23 protein-coding genes are annotated in these 18,987 nt (G+C 35.7%); 19 read left to right on the top strand and 4 right to left on the bottom strand.

Annotated features, from left to right (window positions below):
- Window positions 1-9 precede the first annotated feature (9 nt).
- From ACVRZD_RS01925 to ACVRZD_RS01910, 4 genes are read left to right on the top strand one after another with little or no spacing between them, the layout of a single operon-like run.
- Window positions 10-816: a Cof-type HAD-IIB family hydrolase gene (locus ACVRZD_RS01925; protein ID WP_037625081.1), complete on the top strand. Its 807-nt coding sequence runs from the start codon at window positions 10-12 to the stop codon at window positions 814-816.
- Window positions 809-1,636: a Cof-type HAD-IIB family hydrolase gene (locus ACVRZD_RS01920; protein WP_037625079.1), complete on the top strand. Its 828-nt coding sequence runs from the start codon at window positions 809-811 to the stop codon at window positions 1,634-1,636. The genes ACVRZD_RS01925 and ACVRZD_RS01920 overlap by 8 nt, the downstream gene beginning before the upstream one ends.
- Window positions 1,636-3,216: a signal recognition particle-docking protein FtsY gene (gene ftsY / locus ACVRZD_RS01915; RefSeq protein ID WP_037625077.1), complete on the top strand. Its 1,581-nt coding sequence runs from the start codon at window positions 1,636-1,638 to the stop codon at window positions 3,214-3,216. The genes ACVRZD_RS01920 and ftsY overlap by 1 nt, the downstream gene beginning before the upstream one ends.
- Before the next feature lie 30 nt (window positions 3,217-3,246).
- Entirely contained in the window at window positions 3,247-3,744 is a 498-nt protein-coding gene (locus ACVRZD_RS01910) for a YkgJ family cysteine cluster protein (RefSeq protein WP_037625075.1), read from the top strand.
- Window positions 3,745-3,998: 254 nt separating this feature from the next.
- Here ACVRZD_RS01910 and ACVRZD_RS01905 read toward each other — a convergent pair whose 3' ends face one another.
- The 3 genes from ACVRZD_RS01905 to ACVRZD_RS01895 form a co-directional block, all read right to left on the bottom strand.
- The gene (locus tag ACVRZD_RS01905; RefSeq protein ID WP_037625073.1) at window positions 3,999-4,814 is read right to left on the bottom strand and encodes a TIGR03943 family putative permease subunit; all 816 of its coding nucleotides are present in this window, start codon (window positions 4,812-4,814) and stop codon (window positions 3,999-4,001) included.
- Entirely contained in the window at window positions 4,811-5,716 is a 906-nt protein-coding gene (locus ACVRZD_RS01900) for a permease (RefSeq protein WP_447450210.1), read from the bottom strand. The genes ACVRZD_RS01905 and ACVRZD_RS01900 overlap by 4 nt, the downstream gene beginning before the upstream one ends.
- Window positions 5,717-5,804: 88 nt before the next feature.
- Entirely contained in the window at window positions 5,805-5,960 is a 156-nt protein-coding gene (locus ACVRZD_RS01895) for an SPJ_0845 family protein (RefSeq protein WP_037625069.1), read from the bottom strand.
- A gap of 211 nt (window positions 5,961-6,171) precedes the next feature.
- On the opposite strand from ACVRZD_RS01895, the gene ACVRZD_RS01890 reads away from it, so the two are divergent.
- The 15 genes from ACVRZD_RS01890 (at window position 6,172) to ACVRZD_RS01820 (ending at window position 18,640) form a co-directional block, all read left to right on the top strand.
- A complete protein-coding gene (locus tag ACVRZD_RS01890) occupies window positions 6,172-6,471 on the top strand; it encodes a VOC family protein (protein ID WP_080730834.1) in 300 nt (99 codons plus the stop codon).
- Window positions 6,472-6,571: 100 nt separating this feature from the next.
- Window positions 6,572-7,297 (top strand): response regulator transcription factor, encoded by a 726-nt coding sequence (locus ACVRZD_RS01885; RefSeq protein WP_037625067.1) that lies wholly within the window; start codon window positions 6,572-6,574, stop codon window positions 7,295-7,297.
- Window positions 7,281-8,606, top strand: a complete 1,326-nt coding sequence (gene pnpS, locus ACVRZD_RS01880; RefSeq protein ID WP_037625065.1) for a two-component system histidine kinase PnpS — start codon at window positions 7,281-7,283, stop codon at window positions 8,604-8,606. Before ACVRZD_RS01885 ends, pnpS begins: the two co-directional genes overlap by 17 nt.
- Before the next feature lie 159 nt (window positions 8,607-8,765).
- The gene (locus ACVRZD_RS01875; protein ID WP_037625064.1) at window positions 8,766-9,641 is read left to right on the top strand and encodes a substrate-binding domain-containing protein; all 876 of its coding nucleotides are present in this window, start codon (window positions 8,766-8,768) and stop codon (window positions 9,639-9,641) included.
- A 64-nt stretch (window positions 9,642-9,705) separates the two neighbouring features.
- Complete coding sequence (pstC, locus tag ACVRZD_RS01870; RefSeq protein ID WP_037625062.1) at window positions 9,706-10,569, top strand: phosphate ABC transporter permease subunit PstC; 864 nt, start codon at window positions 9,706-9,708, stop codon at window positions 10,567-10,569.
- Entirely contained in the window at window positions 10,562-11,380 is an 819-nt protein-coding gene (gene pstA / locus ACVRZD_RS01865) for a phosphate ABC transporter permease PstA (protein ID WP_037625060.1), read from the top strand. Before pstC ends, pstA begins: the two co-directional genes overlap by 8 nt.
- Window positions 11,380-12,132, top strand: coding sequence for a phosphate ABC transporter ATP-binding protein PstB (gene pstB / locus ACVRZD_RS01860; RefSeq protein ID WP_447450209.1), 753 nt, complete (start codon window positions 11,380-11,382; stop codon window positions 12,130-12,132). Before pstA ends, pstB begins: the two co-directional genes overlap by 1 nt.
- A gap of 14 nt (window positions 12,133-12,146) precedes the next feature.
- Window positions 12,147-12,800, top strand: a complete 654-nt coding sequence (phoU, locus tag ACVRZD_RS01855) for a phosphate signaling complex protein PhoU (protein ID WP_037625059.1) — start codon at window positions 12,147-12,149, stop codon at window positions 12,798-12,800.
- A gap of 101 nt (window positions 12,801-12,901) precedes the next feature.
- Window positions 12,902-15,034, top strand: a complete 2,133-nt coding sequence (locus ACVRZD_RS01850) for a Tex family protein (RefSeq protein WP_037625058.1) — start codon at window positions 12,902-12,904, stop codon at window positions 15,032-15,034.
- A gap of 19 nt (window positions 15,035-15,053) precedes the next feature.
- Window positions 15,054-15,461, top strand: a complete 408-nt coding sequence (locus ACVRZD_RS01845) for a SprT family protein (RefSeq protein WP_230588931.1) — start codon at window positions 15,054-15,056, stop codon at window positions 15,459-15,461.
- 57 nt (window positions 15,462-15,518) lie between these two features.
- Window positions 15,519-15,791: a PspC domain-containing protein gene (locus ACVRZD_RS01840; RefSeq protein WP_037625053.1), complete on the top strand. Its 273-nt coding sequence runs from the start codon at window positions 15,519-15,521 to the stop codon at window positions 15,789-15,791.
- Between the two features lie 199 nt (window positions 15,792-15,990).
- A complete protein-coding gene (hprK, locus tag ACVRZD_RS01835) occupies window positions 15,991-16,923 on the top strand; it encodes an HPr(Ser) kinase/phosphatase (protein WP_447450208.1) in 933 nt (310 codons plus the stop codon).
- Window positions 16,920-17,699, top strand: coding sequence for a prolipoprotein diacylglyceryl transferase (gene lgt / locus ACVRZD_RS01830; RefSeq protein ID WP_037625052.1), 780 nt, complete (start codon window positions 16,920-16,922; stop codon window positions 17,697-17,699). The genes hprK and lgt overlap by 4 nt, the downstream gene beginning before the upstream one ends.
- 15 nt (window positions 17,700-17,714) lie before the next feature.
- Window positions 17,715-18,119, top strand: coding sequence for a DUF948 domain-containing protein (locus ACVRZD_RS01825; protein ID WP_037625051.1), 405 nt, complete (start codon window positions 17,715-17,717; stop codon window positions 18,117-18,119).
- Window positions 18,116-18,640, top strand: coding sequence for a YtxH domain-containing protein (locus tag ACVRZD_RS01820; protein ID WP_037625049.1), 525 nt, complete (start codon window positions 18,116-18,118; stop codon window positions 18,638-18,640). The genes ACVRZD_RS01825 and ACVRZD_RS01820 overlap by 4 nt, the downstream gene beginning before the upstream one ends.
- A gap of 27 nt (window positions 18,641-18,667) precedes the next feature.
- On the opposite strand, the gene ACVRZD_RS01815 is transcribed toward ACVRZD_RS01820, so the two are convergent.
- Window positions 18,668-18,952 (bottom strand): DUF3270 domain-containing protein, encoded by a 285-nt coding sequence (locus ACVRZD_RS01815; RefSeq protein ID WP_037625047.1) that lies wholly within the window; start codon window positions 18,950-18,952, stop codon window positions 18,668-18,670.
- Between the last annotated feature and the right edge of the window lie 35 nt (window positions 18,953-18,987).

Here is an 18,987-nt window from a genome sequence, read left to right as displayed (position 1 = left end):
TAGGAGATTATGATAAAATTAGTTGCTACAGATATGGATGGAACCTTCTTAAAAGAAGATGGTACTTATGATAAGGAGCGTTTGTCAAACTTATTGCCAAAACTTGCTGAACAAGGCATTATTTTTACAGTAGCAAGTGGTCGCTCTGTTTTAGCCATAGATGAGTTGTTTAAAGACTATTTGGATCAGATTGCGGTGATTGCTGAAAATGGCTCAGTTGTTCAATATCAGGGAAAAGTCATTTTTTCTGAGTCTTTGTCAAAAGAACAATACATGGATATTTCTCAAAAAATTCTTTTGAATCCACATTATACTGGTGCTGGATTGACATTTTCTGGACAAAAAGCAGCCTATATTTTAAAAGGTGCTAAGCAAGACTATATTGAGAAAATTCATCATTACTACGAAAATGTTCAACTTATTTCTGATTTTGATGAAATGGACGACGATGCTATTTATAAGATCACAACGACTTTTACAGGAGATACTGTTTTAGAAGGAAGTGATTGGTTGGATCGGGAGTTGCCATATGTCACTGCTGTAACAACTGGTTTTGATTCCATTGATGTCATTCTATCAGAGGTCAATAAAGGTTTTGGTATGGAACACCTTTGCCAAGCTTTGGGCATTGAAGCCAACCAGGTCGTGGCTTTTGGAGATAATTTGAACGATTTTCAAATGCTTGAATATGTGGGCACAGCGATTGCCACAGAAAATGCTAGACCAGAAATTAAAGCCATCAGTCAGCAGGTTATCGGCCACTGTAATGAGGCTTCCGTTTTGACCTATTTAGAAGGGATGGTGGAAAATGTCTGATATTAAAATTTTAGCTTTAGATCTTGATGGGACGCTTTTTACAAGTGAAAAAACAGTCACAGATGCCAATAAGGCAGCCTTGAAGGCGGCTCGTGAAAAAGGGGTTAAAGTGGTTATTACAACTGGCCGGCCATTAAAAGCTATTGGCAACCTTTTGGAAGAGCTTGATTTAGTGAGTGACACAGATTATTCCATTACGTTTAATGGTGGTTTGGTTCAAAAAAATACAGGTCATATTTTAGAAAAGCGGAGTTTATCTTTAACTGATGTTAAAACTATTCATCGCGAATTAGATAGCATTGGCTTGCCGACAGATATATTGAGTGATGGAACGGTCTACAGTATTCCAAGTTCTGAGGGCCGACATTCCCAATATCACCTAGCCAATCCCTTGTTAACTTTTATTGAAATTAATGACATTGAAGAATTGAAACAAGATATTGTGTATAATAAAATTGTAACGGTTACGGATGCGACTTATTTGGATCAGCAGCTTGCTAAAGCAAATCAAGACTTATTTGTGAATTACGAAGCATTTAAGTCGCGTGATATTATTTTTGAAGTCATGCCAAAAGGAATTGATAAAGCATTTGGCTTGAACCTTTTATGTCAACACCTTGGCTTTGAAGAAAAGAACGTGATGGCTATGGGTGATGAAGCCAATGATTTGTCCATGTTAAAATGGGCTGGCCTCGGTGTTGCAATGGCTAACGCGGTAGCAGAGGTGAAACTGGTTGCAGATCAAGTCACAACTTCAACTAATGATCAGTCTGGTGTTGCACAAGCAATTCATAAATACATTTTGAGGGAGGAAGGCTAATGGGATTATTTGATCGTCTATTTGGACATAAAAAAGAAAAAGAGAAAAAACAAGAAGGCCTATTGGAATCAGAAAAAATTGAGCAAGTTGCTGAGGAAGAGCAATTTGAAGAAGTTTTTCCAATGGACATGTCACCACAAACAGATGACCTATTGGATGCTAAATCTGTTGATGACTTCGTCAAAGATATTCCTTTTTATGATGGTGATAATGATAATGAATTTAACATCATAGAAGACGAGCCTGACTTATCAGCCAACTTGGATAAAGAAGACATCACAGTCGTAGAAGATAGTGATGATTTCGAAGATAAACTTGATATTCAAGAGATTGTTGAGACATCAACAATGGACACAGAAGATGTGGTTGCTGACAAAAAAGAGGAAAAAACAGCAAGTGATGATAGTTTTATCAATTCTGAGACAATGCCTCTGGAGTCGTCGGATCAGCTGTCAAAAAAAGAAGCGACTTTTTCTTCTACTGACATTGCTGAGCCAGCTACTGTTCAGCCTTCAACTGCTAGCATGGAGCTGATGGCTGACTATTATAAACGAAAGGCAGCTTTTGAAGAGGATATCCGACAAGGGAAATACCAAACGCAAGAAACAAAAGATGTAAGCAATTCTGACGCCTTAATGGCTACTGAAAGCAGTGAAAGTAACCAAGAAAAATATGACCGTAGTTTAGCTAAGACCAGAACGGGCTTTTCGGCTCGTCTCAATGCCTTCTTTGCTAATTTTAGAAGCGTAGATGAAGAGTTTTTCGAAGAATTAGAAGAATTGCTTATTTTATCTGATGTTGGTGTGACAGTTGCTACAAAGTTAACCGAGGAGCTCCGTCAAGAAGCGAAATTGGAAAATGCTAAGAAACCAGAAGCTCTCAGACGGGTTGTTATCCAAAAGTTAGTAGATATTTATGAAAAAGATGGTATCTATAATGAAGCTGTTAACTATCAAGCGGGCTTGACAGTCATGCTTTTTGTAGGTGTTAATGGCGTTGGGAAAACAACATCAATTGGTAAATTAGCTTACAAATATAAAAATGAAGGCAAAAAAGTCATGCTAGTTGCCGCAGATACTTTCCGAGCAGGTGCAGTCGCTCAGCTTGCTGAGTGGGGCAGACGCGTTGATGTTCCTGTTGTTGTTGGACCTGAAAAAGCAGATCCTGCATCTGTAGTCTTTGATGGCGTAGAACGTGCTGTTGCTGAACATGTTGATATCTTGCTGATCGATACAGCAGGTCGATTACAAAATAAAGAAAACCTTATGGCAGAGCTTGAAAAAATGGGTCGTATCATTAAGCGTGTTATTCCAGATGCACCACATGAAACCTTATTGGCACTAGATGCCTCAACAGGTCAAAATGCACTAAGTCAAGCTAAAGAATTCTCAAAAATTATGTCATTAACTGGCCTTATTTTGACGAAAATTGATGGCTCAGCAAAAGGTGGTGTCGTATTAGCCATCAGACAAGAATTGGACATTCCAGTTAAGTTCATCGGCTTTGGCGAAAAAATTGATGATATTGGGCAATTTGACTCGGAAGAATTCATGAAAGGCTTACTTGGTGATATCATTTAGTTACCTTGTCTTTCTACTAGAGGAGAAAACATGTCACAAACACCTATAGACTTGGTAAAGTATAAAAATTTGGCACAGCAAAAACAAGCTGAACATCGCAAATTTTTGGCAACCTTAAAAAAGAAAGCCCCCAAGAACCTAGATAAAATTGTTCAGGAAATTCATCAAGAAGTTTTTCGGGAAATCGACTGTACCAAATGTGCTAATTGTTGTCGAACACTTGGTCCCTTGTTTACTGAAGCAGATATCCAACGGATTTCAAAGCATTTTAGGATGAAAATGCCGGTATTTGAAGATATGTTTTTGCAGGTTGATGAAGATGGTGATAAGATTTTTCAGTCCATGCCCTGTCCTTTTTTAGGAGATGATAATTTATGTAGTATTTATGATGTTCGACCAAAGGCGTGTCGTGAATTTCCACATACTGATCGCAAAAAAATCTATCAAATCAATCAGTTAACCATAAAAAATACTCTAATTTGTCCAGCGGCCTATCTCTTTGTTGAAAAATTAAAAGATAGACTATAAAAACTTCCCCAAAAGATGGAAGTTGCAAAAGAAAACAAACTTTCTATTAAGGGGAGTTTGTTTTTTTATCTTAAAATGAGAGTAGTAAAAGTGTCATCAAAAACCTGCTTGTAAAATCTTATAGACATCAATGTTAAGATTACAAAAACTTGGCATGGAGTGACCCTGCTATAACAGTTGAAAAAAGCTTAGTTTACAAAAAAGGTCATCTCAAGAGATATTAATCTTTTGAGATGACCTTTTAATAAGCATGATTAAAAAATACGATAGACATATGGGTTATCAGGTTTACTTACTTGATGAACCTCATTGATATGAAGTACAGGAAGAGTCTGTTGCAGATCTTTATTGTATTCAGTCTTAATGTTCCCCTTTAATGTTAACCAAGTGTTATTTTTATATGAAACTTTATTTCCAGTCGTCAATAGTCCATAGACACCAGAGTCTGCAATACAGTGAATAATGCCAAATCTAAAAAGAAATTGATGATCGGTATGTCCAGGTTCATTATAAACAAAGCCAGTATAGGAAATATCTCGGTCGCTAAATTCATCCGGGTAAAGATAGATCAATTCCATGATTTCCATATAATTCTTACTGCTAATATGGATAGGTTGTTTTCCTTTATATTTTTCCAATTCTTTACGCATTTCTTTCTGATAAGCTGATTTGGTGAAATATAAACTGGTATCTGGCTTAAGATATTGGACTTTTGTGCCATCATCACTGACGCCCTTTTTTGAGGAACCAGCAGCTAATGGGAATGTATAGCCTTTAGCTGAAACCGTTGTCGAATCTAAGCTGACGGTTGGTATTAGAAGTCCAACCAAAACAGGGAAGACGACAATAAATGGGCTAGTCAGCTTTGCCATTCTCCCAGTTAAATGGCTATGAACTTTAATGTTCTTCATCCAAGTATAAAGTTGGACAGTAGCTAAGATAAAAGATAAAACCATTGAAATATAGGCAAGGTAAGAATACTGAATGTTGATATATTGATCCAATTTTCCAGATAGCTCTAGGTACATGGTTAATTCAAAATAAGCAGCTAAAATTAAAAAGCGAATCATGATACCACCCCCACAAGTAAACAATATAGGATTATCACAGAAACTGAAACAGAAATGAATTGGATAATAAAGGCTTTTTTAAACGAATTAAGCATCATCATTAGATTCTTGATATCAACCATTGGTCCAATTAATAGAAAGGCTAATATGGGAGCAAATCCAAAGGTGGTCAGTAATGAGGCACCAATAAAGGCATCTGCTTCACTACAAAGTGATAGTATAAAGGCTAGAAGCATCATCGTAAGGATAGCAGTAATTGGGTTATGCCCAATGCTTGTTAAGATTTTAGTGGGAACAAAGATTTGCATACCAGAGGCAATCAATGTTCCAAAAACTAAATAACGACCAGTGTCGAAGAATTCATCAATGGCATGCACTAAGGCAAAATAAACTTTTTTAGACCATTTCTCGTGTGAGTAATCATGGTAATGAACAGGCTCTGCCGATTCCTTAAGAATATCCTCATCGGTAAAATAGGCTAATAATATGCCTAGGAAGAGCGCCACAATAAGTGCGCCAAGTAATCTCAAGAATAAAAAGCGTAAAGAGTTGCCAAATGCAGAGTAGGTAGCAAAGAGCACGATGGGATTAATAATTGGTGCCGTTGCTAAAAATGGAATGGCTGTATAAGAGGGCACTTTTTTTTCCAAAAAACGATTAATAATAGGAATAATACCACATTCACAAGAAGGAAAGACAAAGCCAATTAAGCTCCCAAAAAGAATTCTTAAAAACTTTTGTTTAGGTAAATAGCGTTGCACAATTTCTGGAGTGATAAAGACTTCAATAAAACCAGAAAGAATTGTTCCTAGCAAAACAAAGGGTAAAGCTTCAATGATAATTGAAAGAAAAATGGCAGACCATTGGAGAATGTCTGGTGGAAGAGATGAGAAAATGGACATTATCTCTCCCCCTTTCTAAAAATAAAATGGAGATGACTACATGTTAGCAAAAAAAGAGAAGTCGCTTGACTTCCTAATGGACGCTTCATTAGTTATCATCCATTCTTTTTTGTTCTTTTTCATTTGATGCAGGGATAAACTTACCTTCTGCGTCAACATTAATAGGTTTATCAAAACTAGGAATACTAGCAAAACCAGCCATCATTTTTTCTAAGTTATCATTTTTTTTATGAGTAATTGCCATTTTAAAACCAACTTTCTATTACGATATAACTATTATACTATCATTTACAAATAAAAGAAAAGATAAATGCTAGAAGGAATAAAGAAAAGTGTCATTTCTTTTATTTATAGAAACAGTATTCAAATAATAGTATCAGGATATGATTTTTTTATACAAGTTATTTTATGTGAAAAGGCTTATACTATTCTTAAAATCATAAAGGAGAAGTAACATGCAATTTAAGATTGAACATAATCCTAAAACGGGCTTTTATTCCTATTTTTTAACGTTTGAATCTGGTAGTCGCCTAGAAATTATGACTAAAAAAGGGCTTGCAGAACAAAATCATGATCAATTTGGTTTAGCTCATCTTGCTTTTGCATTAGGTTCCAAAGAAGCAGTGGATGAATTTGCTTTTGCAATGCAAGCCAATGGTTTTCCTATTCAAAATGGGCCTCGAACTACTGGAGATGGTTATTATGAAGCTGTTATTCAAGATCCAGAAGGAAACAGTATTGAGTTAACCATTTAAATACCAAAGCAAACTACCTTGCGTGGTTGCTTTTTTTAGGTTTGTGGTGAAATTATGTTTTCAGAAAAATGTGATATAATAAATTTCATAGGAGATAGCAATGAAAAAACACGTTTTACTGGTAGATGATGAAGAACATATCCTTCGACTATTAGATTATCATTTAACTAAAGAAGGCTATGAAACAGAGTTGGTCGGTGATGGTAGGACAGCGCTAAAATTAGCTGAAACTGAGCATTTTGATTTTATTCTATTGGACATTATGTTACCGCAATTAGATGGCATAGAAGTCTGTAAGCGTATTAGAGCAAAAGGCCTAACTACACCAATAATGATGGTATCTGCCAAGGGTGATGAATTTGATAAGGTATTGGCACTAGAGTTGGGGGCAGATGATTATTTAACGAAACCATTCAGCCCTAGAGAGTTAGTTGCACGTGTTAAAGCTATTCTTCGCCGAACAGATAAAAATAATAGCACTGATGACGATAATGACTTGAGTGACGAGCAATGGCTGGTCAATGGCTTACGTGTTTTTCCTGATCGCCATGAAGTCTATAAAGGGCAGGACACACTTAATTTGACGCCTAAAGAGTATGAGTTACTGCTTTATTTAATTAAACACCCTAATATGACTTTGACAAGAGAAAGACTGCTCGAAAGAATATGGGGATATGATTTTGGTCAGGAAACACGTTTAGTCGATGTTCATATTGGAAAACTACGTGAAAAAATTGAAGATGACCCCAAAAATCCTCAATATATCAAAACAATCAGAGGCTACGGTTATAAGTTCAAGGAGATAAAGGATGAAAAAATGGCTTAACAGTCTGGTCATAACTTGTACTTTATTATTACTGACTAACTTGCTTATCGCCCTTAATTTTGGAAATAAAACGGTTTGGTCCAGTATGGCAGGTGTCTTTTGTTTACTGCTATTGTTTTTTTTTAAAAAATTATATGATTGTCATAAAGACCTAAGAGATCTGATTGATCATTCACAGACGGTCAACTATTTTAATTCATCCAAAGATAAAGATATTCAAGAGTTGACGCATTTGTTAGTGAGTTTTCGTAAGGCTAGTCAAGAGCAAGAAATTAATATCAAGACCATGTCAGATAACTTACAAGCTCTGCTATCACACCTCACCATGGGGATGTTTTTAGTTAATCGGAAGCAAGAAATTCTCATTCACAGTCACTCCTTGCCTAACTATTTTCCGGATACTAAGCCTCGTTATAAAAATTTAGATGACATTAGTCGTATGGATATTAAAGCACTTGTCAAACAAACCTTTGACAGTAAGGAGACCATAAAAAAAGAGTTAAGAGGATTTCATGAGGGTGATCTTATTTTGGAAGTGACTGCAGTGCCTATTGTGAATGAGGATAAGATAACAGACCAAATTCTTGTTTTACTCTATGATTTAACAACGATAAGAGCCTATGAAAAATTGAATATGGATTTCATTTCTAATGCGTCACATGAATTAAGGACGCCGGTTACCTCAATTAAAGGCTTTGCTGAGACAATAAAATCAATGTCTGAAGATGAGGCGACCCTGAAAAATGAATTTCTAGATATTATTTATAATGAAAGCTTGCGCTTAGAACATATTGTAGAACATATGCTGACACTTTCGAAGGTTAAGAAAACACAGTTACAAAAGACAGAAATTAACTTAACTGAATTTCTTCAATATATTGGCAATAGCTTAAAGCATCAACTTCAACAAAAACACTTAACATTACATTTTGATTTAAAGGCTCCGGTCATCATCGTTTCAGATAAATACCTCTTATCTCAAATAATATTAAATCTTTTGTCAAATGCCATTCGTTATACCGAGGATGGCGGAGATATTGTTTTAGTCACTAGAGAATTAGCTGATACGATTACAATAAGTGTAAAAGATACAGGGATAGGAATTAGTCAATTAGAAATTGAACGCATTTTTGAACGGTTTTATCGTGTTAATAAAGGACGAAGCCGACAAAGTGGTGGAACTGGATTAGGGCTTTCTATTGTGAAAGAACTCAGTCAATTATTATCTGGTACAGTTAGTGTTTCGAGTCGGCTTGGAAGTGGTAGTGTTTTTACTTTGACACTCCCTAAAAGGATGATTAAGCAATAATTAAGGAAGTCTAGATGACTTCTTTTTTCTTTAGATATTTTATTATAAATCTTTACAAAATCTTTACAAAAATAGGGGATAAACCTTTACAAAGTATTGATAAACTAAATGTGTAGCAAATCTACAAGAAGTTTAAAAATAAATTTAAAGGTGAAACTTATGAAAATTCAAAAAATGATTGCTCTTGCAGTTCTTGGTTTGTCTAGTCTTGGCTTAGTAGCTTGTGGCAATAATGATGCAAAGTCAGGAAGCACATCTGGTGGTAAGATTGAAGTTATCACACGTGAAGATGGTTCAGGAACACGCGGAGCATTTACAGAAATTACAGGTATCTTGAAAAAAAATGGTGACAAACAAACTGATAATACTTCGAAATCAGCAGTTGTTCAAAACAGTACAGAAGGGGTCATTTCAGCAGTTTCTGGAAATAAAGATGCTGTAGGATATATTTCACTTGGGTCACTAAATAAAAATGTTAAAGCCCTTAAAGTGGATGATGTAGAAGCAAGTTCTAAAGCTGTTAAAGATAAAGAATACCCGCTTCAACGTCCCTTCAATATTGTTTACAATGACAACTTATCAGCTTTAGGAAAAGATTTTATCTCTTTCATCCATTCAAAACAAGGACAAAAAGTTGTAACGGATAATAAATTTGTTGAAGCAAAAGACAATACAAAAGAATACACATCACAAAAAATGGCTGGCAAATTATCAATTGTTGGGTCAACATCTGTAACACCACTTATGGAAAAATTTGTTGAAGCATACAAAAAAGAAAATCCAGATGTAACAATCGATATTACAGCTAATGGTTCTTCAGCAGGGATTACCGCGGCGAAAGAAAAAACAGCAGATATTGGTATGGTATCTCGTGAACTTACTCCTGAAGAAGGAAAAGACTTAAAACATGATGAAATTGCACTTGATGGAATTGCAGTAGTTGTCAATAAAGACAATAAAGCTGAAAAAATCAGTATGAATTCAATCACGGACGTGTTCACTGGGAAAGTGACAAGTTGGGATAAAGTAAAATAAGTCTAAGAGAGTGTAAGGGAGACAAGAGTCTCCCTTACTTTCATTCGTATAGAAAGGATAGCGCGTGAAAAAACAAGCGTTTAAAGAAGAATTCTTTCGAATTCTATTTTTCCTTAGTGCAACAATGTCGATTGTTGCCATATTATTAATCTGTATTTTTATTTTTATGAATGGTCTTCCCTTCATCGGAAAATATGGTCTTGTAAAATTCTTGTTTGGATCAAATTGGTCGCCATCTAATTCTCCAGCAAGTTTTGGTATTTTACCAATGATAATTGGTTCCCTGTTAATTACACTGGGTGCCATAATTGTGGGTGTGCCAACAGGCATCTTTACTTCTGTCTTTATGGTTTACTATTGTCCCAAACCAATTTATAGTTTCTTAAAATCAGCAGTTAATATGATGGCAGCTATTCCATCTATCGTCTACGGATTTTTTGGCTTGCAATTATTGGTTCCTTGGATTCGAACTTTTTCTGGTAATGGGATGTCTGTGATTACAGCCTCAATATTGTTGGGAATCATGATATTACCTACTGTTATTAGCTTGACAGAATCCGCTATTAGAACTGTGCCTAGCTCTTTTTATTCTGGAAGTTTAGCTTTGGGTGCCAGCCATGAACGGACCATTTTTAGTGTCATTGTTCCGGCAGCCAAGTCTGGTATTTTTTCAGCAATTATCTTAGGGATTGGTAGAGCAATCGGAGAAACAATGGCCGTTATCCTTGTTGCGGGTAACCAACCAGTTATTCCGACGGGTTTATTTGAAGGAACACGGACGATGACTACGAATATTGTACTTGAAATGGCTTATGCATCTGGTCAACATAGAGAAGCCTTGATTGCGACATCAGCTGTCTTGTTCATCTTTATTCTGATCATCAATGCTTGGTTCTCATACATGAAAGGAAAATCAGTAAATGAGTAGATATATTTTAAAAACCTTAGTTTACCTTTTTACCTTACTAACATTTGGCTCACTCTTTCTTATTGTTGGTTTTATTCTTGTTAATGGGTTACCACATATTACCCCTTCATTATTCGAATGGAAATATACGAGTGAGAATGTTTCCTTGATGCCAGCTATTATTTCTACTTTAATTTTAGTTTTTGGCTCATTATTAATTGCCTTACCTATAGGGGTATTTGCAGGGTTCTATTTAGTTGAATATGCTAAAAAAGGCTCCATTTGGGTCAAAATGATCCGTATTGCAGCAGATACCTTAGCTGGTATCCCTTCGATTGTATTTGGTCTTTTCGGGATGCTATTCTTTGTTGTCTTCCTAAAATTTCAATACTCCTTACTCTCAGGGATTTTAACCTCTGTTATCATGGTATTGCCTGTCATCATTCGATCAACAGAAGAAGCATTACTGTCAGTCAGTGATAGCATGCGTCAAGCTAGTTTTGGTTTGGGAGCAGGGAAGCTTAGGACAGTTTTTAACATTGTCTTACCAGTTGCTATGCCAGGTATTTTAGCGGGTGTTATTTTGGCTATTGGACGTATTGTTGGTGAAACGGCAGCCCTAATGTATACCTTAGGGACATCGACTAATGCCCCAACAAGTATCATGTCTTCTGGTCGTTCACTAGCTTTGCATATGTATATGTTGTCTAGTGAAGGGCTTCATGTTAATGAAGCCTATGCTACTGGGGTTATCTTAATTATTACTGTACTAGTTATTAATGCTATTTCTAGTTTATTATCTCGTCGCCTTGTGAAAGGAGCATCTAACTAATGGGAACTTTTTCCGTAAAAAACCTTGACTTATTCTATGGGGATTTTCACGCCCTAAAAGATATCTCAATTGAATTACCTGAAGGGCAAATTACAGCCTTGATTGGACCTTCTGGATGTGGTAAATCAACCTTTTTAAAATCTTTGAACCGAATGAATGATTTAGTACCGACTTGTCGTATTGAAGGAGATATTCTTTTAGATGATAAAAACATCTATGGTAAAGATATGAATCTTAATAGCCTTCGTAAGCGTGTTGGGATGGTTTTCCAACAACCAAATCCATTTTCGATGTCCATTTATGATAACGTAGCCTATGGCCCAAGGACACATGGTATCAAAGATAAAGCGCAACTTGATGCAATTGTAGAAAAAAGTCTAAAGGGCGCAGCTATTTGGGATGAAGTCAAAGATGATCTCAAAAAAAATGCCATGTCACTTTCTGGTGGTCAGCAACAACGGATCTGTATTGCGCGAGCTCTAGCTGTAGAACCTGATGTCTTACTAATGGATGAACCAACTTCGGCATTAGATCCTATTTCAACTTTAAAAATTGAAGATTTAGTTCAAAATTTGAAAAAAGATTACACTATTATTATTGTTACTCATAATATGCAACAAGCTTCGCGTATCTCAGATAAGACAGCTTTTTTCCTAACAGGTGAAATCTGTGAATTTGGTGATACTCTAGCTATTTTCACAAATCCTAAAGATAAGAGAACAGAAGATTATATTTCTGGTCGCTTCGGTTAGAGAAAGGACTTAAGATGAGAGAGCAATTTGAATTAGAACTCCAACAATTAGAGCAACAATTTTTAGCACTTGGGCAGTCAGTTATTGAAGCTGCTTCAAAGGCATTACTAGCTTTAGCAGCCAAAGATGGTGAAATGGCTGAAAAAATTATTGAAGAGGATAAACAAATCAATCAAGCACAAATTGATGTTGAATTAGCTTGCGCGCGCATATTAGCCCTTCAGCAACCACAGGTGACAGACCTTCGCTTCGTTATTACGATCATGTCTGCCTGTTCTGATTTAGAACGGATGGGTGATCATATGGCAGGAATTTCTCGCTCGATATTGCGATTGAAAGAAGCAGATTCACTTGATTCAATTGAAGAGCATATTCATGAAGCTGGTCAAAAAGCTTTGAAGATGTTATCTGATTTATTAGCTGCCTTTCCAAAACGCAAACTTGATAAAGCAATTGAAATTGTTAAACAAGATGAAGCTATTGATGAATTGTATTATGTTACGTCAAAAGAAATTATGTCTGAAATGAAGGGGCAAGAAACATCCATTAGAAATGGTACAGAATACCTCTACATGATGGGACATATTGAACGATTCGCAGATTATATTTCAAATATTTGTGAGCGTCTCGTTTATTTGGAAACTGGTGAAATAGTTGAATTAAATTAATCAAAAGGTTGCTCAATGGGCAACCTTTTTGATATCATCTCTCTTTAAAAAATAGATTGAAAGCCTTTTAACAAGCTATTTTATGGTATAATAATGGTATTATGGAAAATACAATTATTGAAACAATTGCTGAACAATTAGCAATCTCAAAAAAACAAATTCAAGATGTTTTAGAGTTAACGGCCGAAGGAAATACTATTCCATTTATTGCTCGTTATCGTAAAGAAGTTACTGGAAACTTAGATGAAGTAGCTCTTAAAGCAATCATTGATAGTCAAAAATCATTAACAGCTTTAAGAGATAGAAAAGAAACGGTGTTAGCTAAAATTGCTGAGCAAGGCAAGCTATCTGATCAGCTTAAAGCAGCAATCGAAGCTGCTGAAAAATTGGCTGATGTTGAAGAACTCTATCTCCCATATAAAGAAAAAAGAAGAACTAAAGCAACTATTGCCCGTGAAGCTGGACTTTTTCCACTTGCTCGTCTTATTTTACAAAATGCAAGCCACTTGGAATTAGAAGCTGAAAAATACACAAGTGAGGCTTTCCCTATTCCAGAAAAAGCTTTAGCTGGAGCAGTGGATATTTTAGTTGAAGCTATGTCTGAAGATGCCAAACTTCGTTCATGGACTTATAATGAAATTTGGAATTATAGTCATATTGTTTCTCAACTTAAAGATCAAGAGCTTGATGACAAGAAGGTTTTTCAAATTTATTATGACTTTTCTGATAAAGTTTCCAAAATGCAAGGTTATAGAACGTTAGCATTAAACCGTGGTGAGAAACTTGGTGTCTTAAAGGTAAGGTTTGAGCATAACTTAGATAAAATGTTGCGCTTTTATAGTGTTCGTTTTAAGGAAAAAAATCCTTATATTGAAGAGTTGATTCAACAAGCACTTAAGAAAAAAATTATCCCTGCAATGGAACGTCGTATTCGAACAGAACTTACTGAAGCAGCTGAAGATGGAGCAATTCAATTATTCTCTGAAAACTTAAGAAACCTACTTTTGGTCTCACCTTTAAAAGGGAAGATGGTATTGGGATTTGACCCAGCCTTTCGAACTGGCGCTAAGTTAGCTATCGTAGACCAAACTGGAAAATTAATGACAACTCATGTTATCTATCCAGTTGCACCAGCAAGCCAGTCTAAAATTCAAACAGCCAAAAAAGAACTTGCTGAACTGATTCAGACTTATCAAATCGAAATTATTGCTATTGGTAATGGCACGGCTAGCCGTGAAAGCGAAGCATTTGTAGCGGAAATTCTTAAGGACTTTCCAAGTACATCATATGTCATTGTTAATGAAAGCGGTGCTTCGGTCTATTCTGCCTCTGAACTAGCAAGACAGGAATTCCCAGAATTAACAGTTGAAAAACGCTCTGCTATTTCAATTGCAAGGCGTTTGCAAGATCCACTAGCTGAGTTAGTTAAAATAGATCCCAAGTCAATTGGTGTAGGTCAATATCAGCATGATGTTAGTCAGAAGAAATTGACTGATAATTTGGATTTCGTGGTTGATACCGTGGTAAACCAAGTTGGTGTTAATATCAATACAGCCAGTTCAGTACTTTTGTCCCATGTTTCTGGTCTTAATAAAACAATTTCGGAAAATATCGTCAAGTACCGTGAGGAGAATGGCCGCATTCCTTCGCGTGAAGCTATTAAGAAAGTGCCACGCTTGGGAGCAAAAGCTTTTGAACAAGCAGCTGGTTTCTTGCGGATACCAAATGGTGAGAATATTTTAGATAATACAGGTGTTCATCCAGAATCTTATCCAGCGGTAGAGCAGCTTTTTAAAGCATTAGCGATTACAGAGTTAGATCAAGAGGCTAAAGAAAAACTCAAGTCTTTAAATTGTAAAGCGATGGCTGAACAACTCTCGATTGGTTTTGAAACATTAAAAGACATTATCGATGATTTACTTAAACCTGGGAGAGACCTTCGCGATGATTTCCAAACACCAGTACTTCGCCAAGATGTTTTAGATTTGAAAGATTTAAAGATTGGCCAAAAACTTGAAGGTACAGTTAGAAATGTGGTTGATTTTGGTGCTTTTGTTGATATTGGTGTCCATGAAGATGGATTAATTCATATTTCTGAAATGAGTAAAACATTTGTTAATCATCCTAGCCAAGTGGTTTCCGTAGGAGACTTAGTGACGGTTTGGGTATCTAAAATTGATATTGACCGCCATAAAGTCAACCTTAGTTTGTTAGCTCCTAATGAATCTAACTGAATATGTTAAGTAAGTTTCTATAGAAGATTTTGGGCAACCTTTTCGACATCAGGCTCATTGGAACAAGCGTTTGAGGACAACAGGCGGAAGATTTTTCCCAAACGACGGTCATCTTGATTTTAATCCCAAACTTTATGAAGAATTTGGACTAGACATTTTTCGAAAAATCGTTAGGCATGAGCTCTGTCACTATCATCTGTATCTGGCTCAAAAAGGGTATAAGCATGGAGATGCTGATTTTAAGGCCCTTTTATTACAGGTAGATGGCTTGCGCTATGCACCTAGTAGTCAGAATATCAAACGAATTCATTATTACTGTAAATCATGTGGTTATCATTTTACAAGACGACGACAGATTAACACACGAAACTATGTTTGTGGGATTTGTCAAGGAAAAATAGGCAAAATAAATCAGTCAAAAGACTGATTTATTTCTCGCATTTTGGGGCTATAATTAAATAAATCAGTAAAGGAGGAGTGGCTATTGGAAACAGTATTTTATAAACAACGCAAAAATAGATTAGTATCAGGCGTTGTAGCTGGATTAGCTGATAAGTATCATTGGGACTTGGCGATTGCTAGAGTCTTTGCAGCTTTATTAATCTACTCAAGCGGTTTTGGACTTGTGATTTACATTTTGTTAGCGATATTTTTACCATATAAAGAAGATTTAATTGCTAAAAAACGAGGCAGTGGTCCAAGGCGTCGAAAAGATGCAGAAGTTGTAGATGATGAAGATGATGGATGGTTTTGGTAAACGATAGACCTTAAGAAAAGCAAGCTTTAAAACAGGAAAGCATGTTATCTCAAGGAAATAAGTCAATATAGAAAAGGACTGTATAGGAGATGTCGAGTCCTTTTCTTTTTTTCTATTATTTTTATAGTTATCAGTTAAAAATGAGTCTACAAAAGGGTTTGATGATTGAATTATGATATAATGTAAAAAAGGAGAAATTATGTCAGTTACTGTGAAGATGCTTGTAGAAAAAGTGCGCTTGACTGTTATCTACGGCACTGATGAATCATTAAATAAAGAAATCATAACCTCAGATATCTCAAGACCAGGTCTTGAAATGACTGGGTATTTTGATTATTATGCTCCAGAGCGTATCCAATTATTTGGGATGAAAGAATGGTCATATCTTACTAAGATGACCTCGCATAATCGTTTTTCAGTTTTAAAAGAGATGTTTAAAAATGAAACACCTGCAGTTATTGTTGCAAGAGATCTTCCTATACCAGAAGAAATGCTGAAGGCTGCCGAGGAAGAAGGGATTGCATTATTGCAGAGTAAGGCTTCAACAAGTCGTTTGCAAGGAGAAATTTCATTTTTCATAGGTGCTGCATTAGCTGAACGAACAAGTGTTCATGGGGTATTGATGGATATCTATGGAATGGGTGTGCTTATCCAAGGAGACTCAGGAATTGGTAAAAGTGAAACCGGTTTAGAGCTTGTTAAACGTGGCCATAGATTAGTTGCTGATGACCGAGTAGACGTCTATGCTAAAGATGAGGAAACCTTATGGGGTGAACCTGCAGAGATACTAAGACATCTTTTAGAGATTAGAGGGGTTGGGATTATTGATATCATGTCTCTCTATGGTGCAAGTGCTGTTAAGGATTCGTCACAAGTGCAATTAGCCATTTATTTAGAAAACTTTGAAGCCGGTAAAATTTTTGACCGCCTTGGCAATGGTAATGAAGATGTTGAATTTGCTGGTGTTAAAATTCCTAGAGTAAGGATACCAGTTAAAACCGGTCGAAATGTCTCAGTCGTTATTGAAGCGGCAGCAATGAACCATCGAGCTAAACAAATGGGGTTTGATGCCACTAAAACTTTTGAAGAAAGACTTACTAATTTAATTAGTCAAAATGAGGAAAACGAATGATAGACCCAATCGCATTTCAAATTGGGCCATTGGCCGTTCACTGGTATGCCATTTGTATATTAACAGGATTAATGATTGGGGTTTACTTAGCTACAAAAGAGGCCCCTCGTAAAAATTTAACCAGTGATGATATCATTGATTTTATTCTAATTGCTTTCCCATTAGCAATATTAGGCGCTCGACTTTATTATGTTGTTTTTGAATGGTCCTACTACTCACAACACCTAAATGAAATTTTTGCTGTTTGGAATGGTGGCATAGCTATTTATGGGGGACTGATTACAGGAGCAATTGTTCTCTACTTTTATACCTACAATAAAGTTATTGACCCAATCAAGTTTTTAGATATCACTGTACCTGGAGTGATGATTGCTCAATCAATAGGACGCTGGGGAAACTTTGTAAACCAAGAGGCTTACGGAAAAGCTGTTAACAGTTTAAACTACTTACCAAGTTTTATCAGAAAACAAATGTATATTGAAGGCCATTATCGTATGCCCACTTTCTTATTTGAGTCCTTATGGAATTTATTAGGCTTTATTATTATTTTAATTGCTAGAAGGAAATCAAGGTTTCTTTTTGAAGGCGAAATTTTTGCTTTTTATCTGATTTGGTATGGCTGCGGTCGCTTAGTCATTGAGGGGATGCGTACGGATAGTTTAATGTTTTTAGGTATCCGGGTTTCACAATTAGTATCCATTGTTATTATTTTAGTTGGCCTTGCATTTGTCATTAGGAGACGATTGCAAAAAGATGTTCCTTTTTATCAGGAATAAGAAGAAGGAGAAATTATGGATTTAGTAGGAATTGCACTTATTATTATTGCCCTTGCATTTGTTGCATTAGTTATTTTTTTAATTATTGTTCTCAAAAAGGTTTCTGAGACCATTGATGAAACTAAAAAAACAATCTCGATCTTAACGAGTGATGTCAATGTTACCTTATATCAAACAAATGAGATTTTAGCTAAAGCAAATGTTTTAGTTGAAGATATCAATGGTAAAGTTTCAACTATAGATCCACTCTTTGTTGCAATTGCAGATTTATCTGAAAGTGTTTCAGACCTCAATGGACACGCAAGAACTTTAGGACAACATGCAAGCTCAGCAACAAGTGGTGTTTCAAAAGTCAGTAAAGCAGCTATGGTGGGTAAAATGGCTTCAAAAATATTTGGAAATAAAGGAGAAAAGCAATGAGTAAATTTTTAAAATCTTTAGTGATTGGTACAGCAACTGGTCTTGCAACAGCTTACTTTTTGACAACAGAAAAAGGTAAAGAAGTTAAAGGTCGTGCAGAAAAAGCTTATAATGCCTATAAAGAAAACCCAGAAGAGTATCATCAAATGGCAAAAGAGAAGGGTACTGAGTATAGTAACCTTGCTAAAGAAAGATTTAATGATTATAAACATAAATTTGAAACTGGCGAAATCACACCAGAACAAGTTATAGAAGTTGTTAAAGAAAAAACAAATCAGTTTGTTAATAAAGCTAGTAAATCCTTTTCAGAAGGATTTGAAACAAGGCCAGATAATATGGACGGTTCGGATGAAGTTGTCTTAACAGAGGATGACATTATTATTGATTATAGTGCTATCACTGAAGATATTCCAGTAATGACTACTTCGGAAAATCTTATTTCGGATACAGCGGTTGAATCAGAAATTACTAAAGCACAAGCAAGCTCTGAAACAGAAGAAGTTTTACATTCAGAAATATAAAAAAGTTTTGGGATTTCCCAAAACTTTTTACTTTATCAGTTTTTTAATCGATTTTTTGAAAACACTTGTTATTCCATAGCTCACCAAACTTGAGAATAGAAATGCCCAAAGTGGCGAAAAGTTGATAGAGAGTAGGACAAATGCAACAAAAACAGTTACTAAACTAAAAATAGCGACAGAGGCAAAAAAGAATAAATCTTCTAGTTTGGCACTTTGATAATTTAGTTCTTGAAACTCCTGAAACTTAGGTGTTTCATCTTGATAACTATGAGTTTGTTCGAACTGTTCTTCTTGTCTTAATGGTGACGGCATAGTCCTCTCCTTTCCTTCGAGATACTAAGTCATTT

The organism is Streptococcus hongkongensis, assembly GCF_053206145.1.
This window is presented reverse-complemented; position numbering and strand designations above follow the sequence as displayed.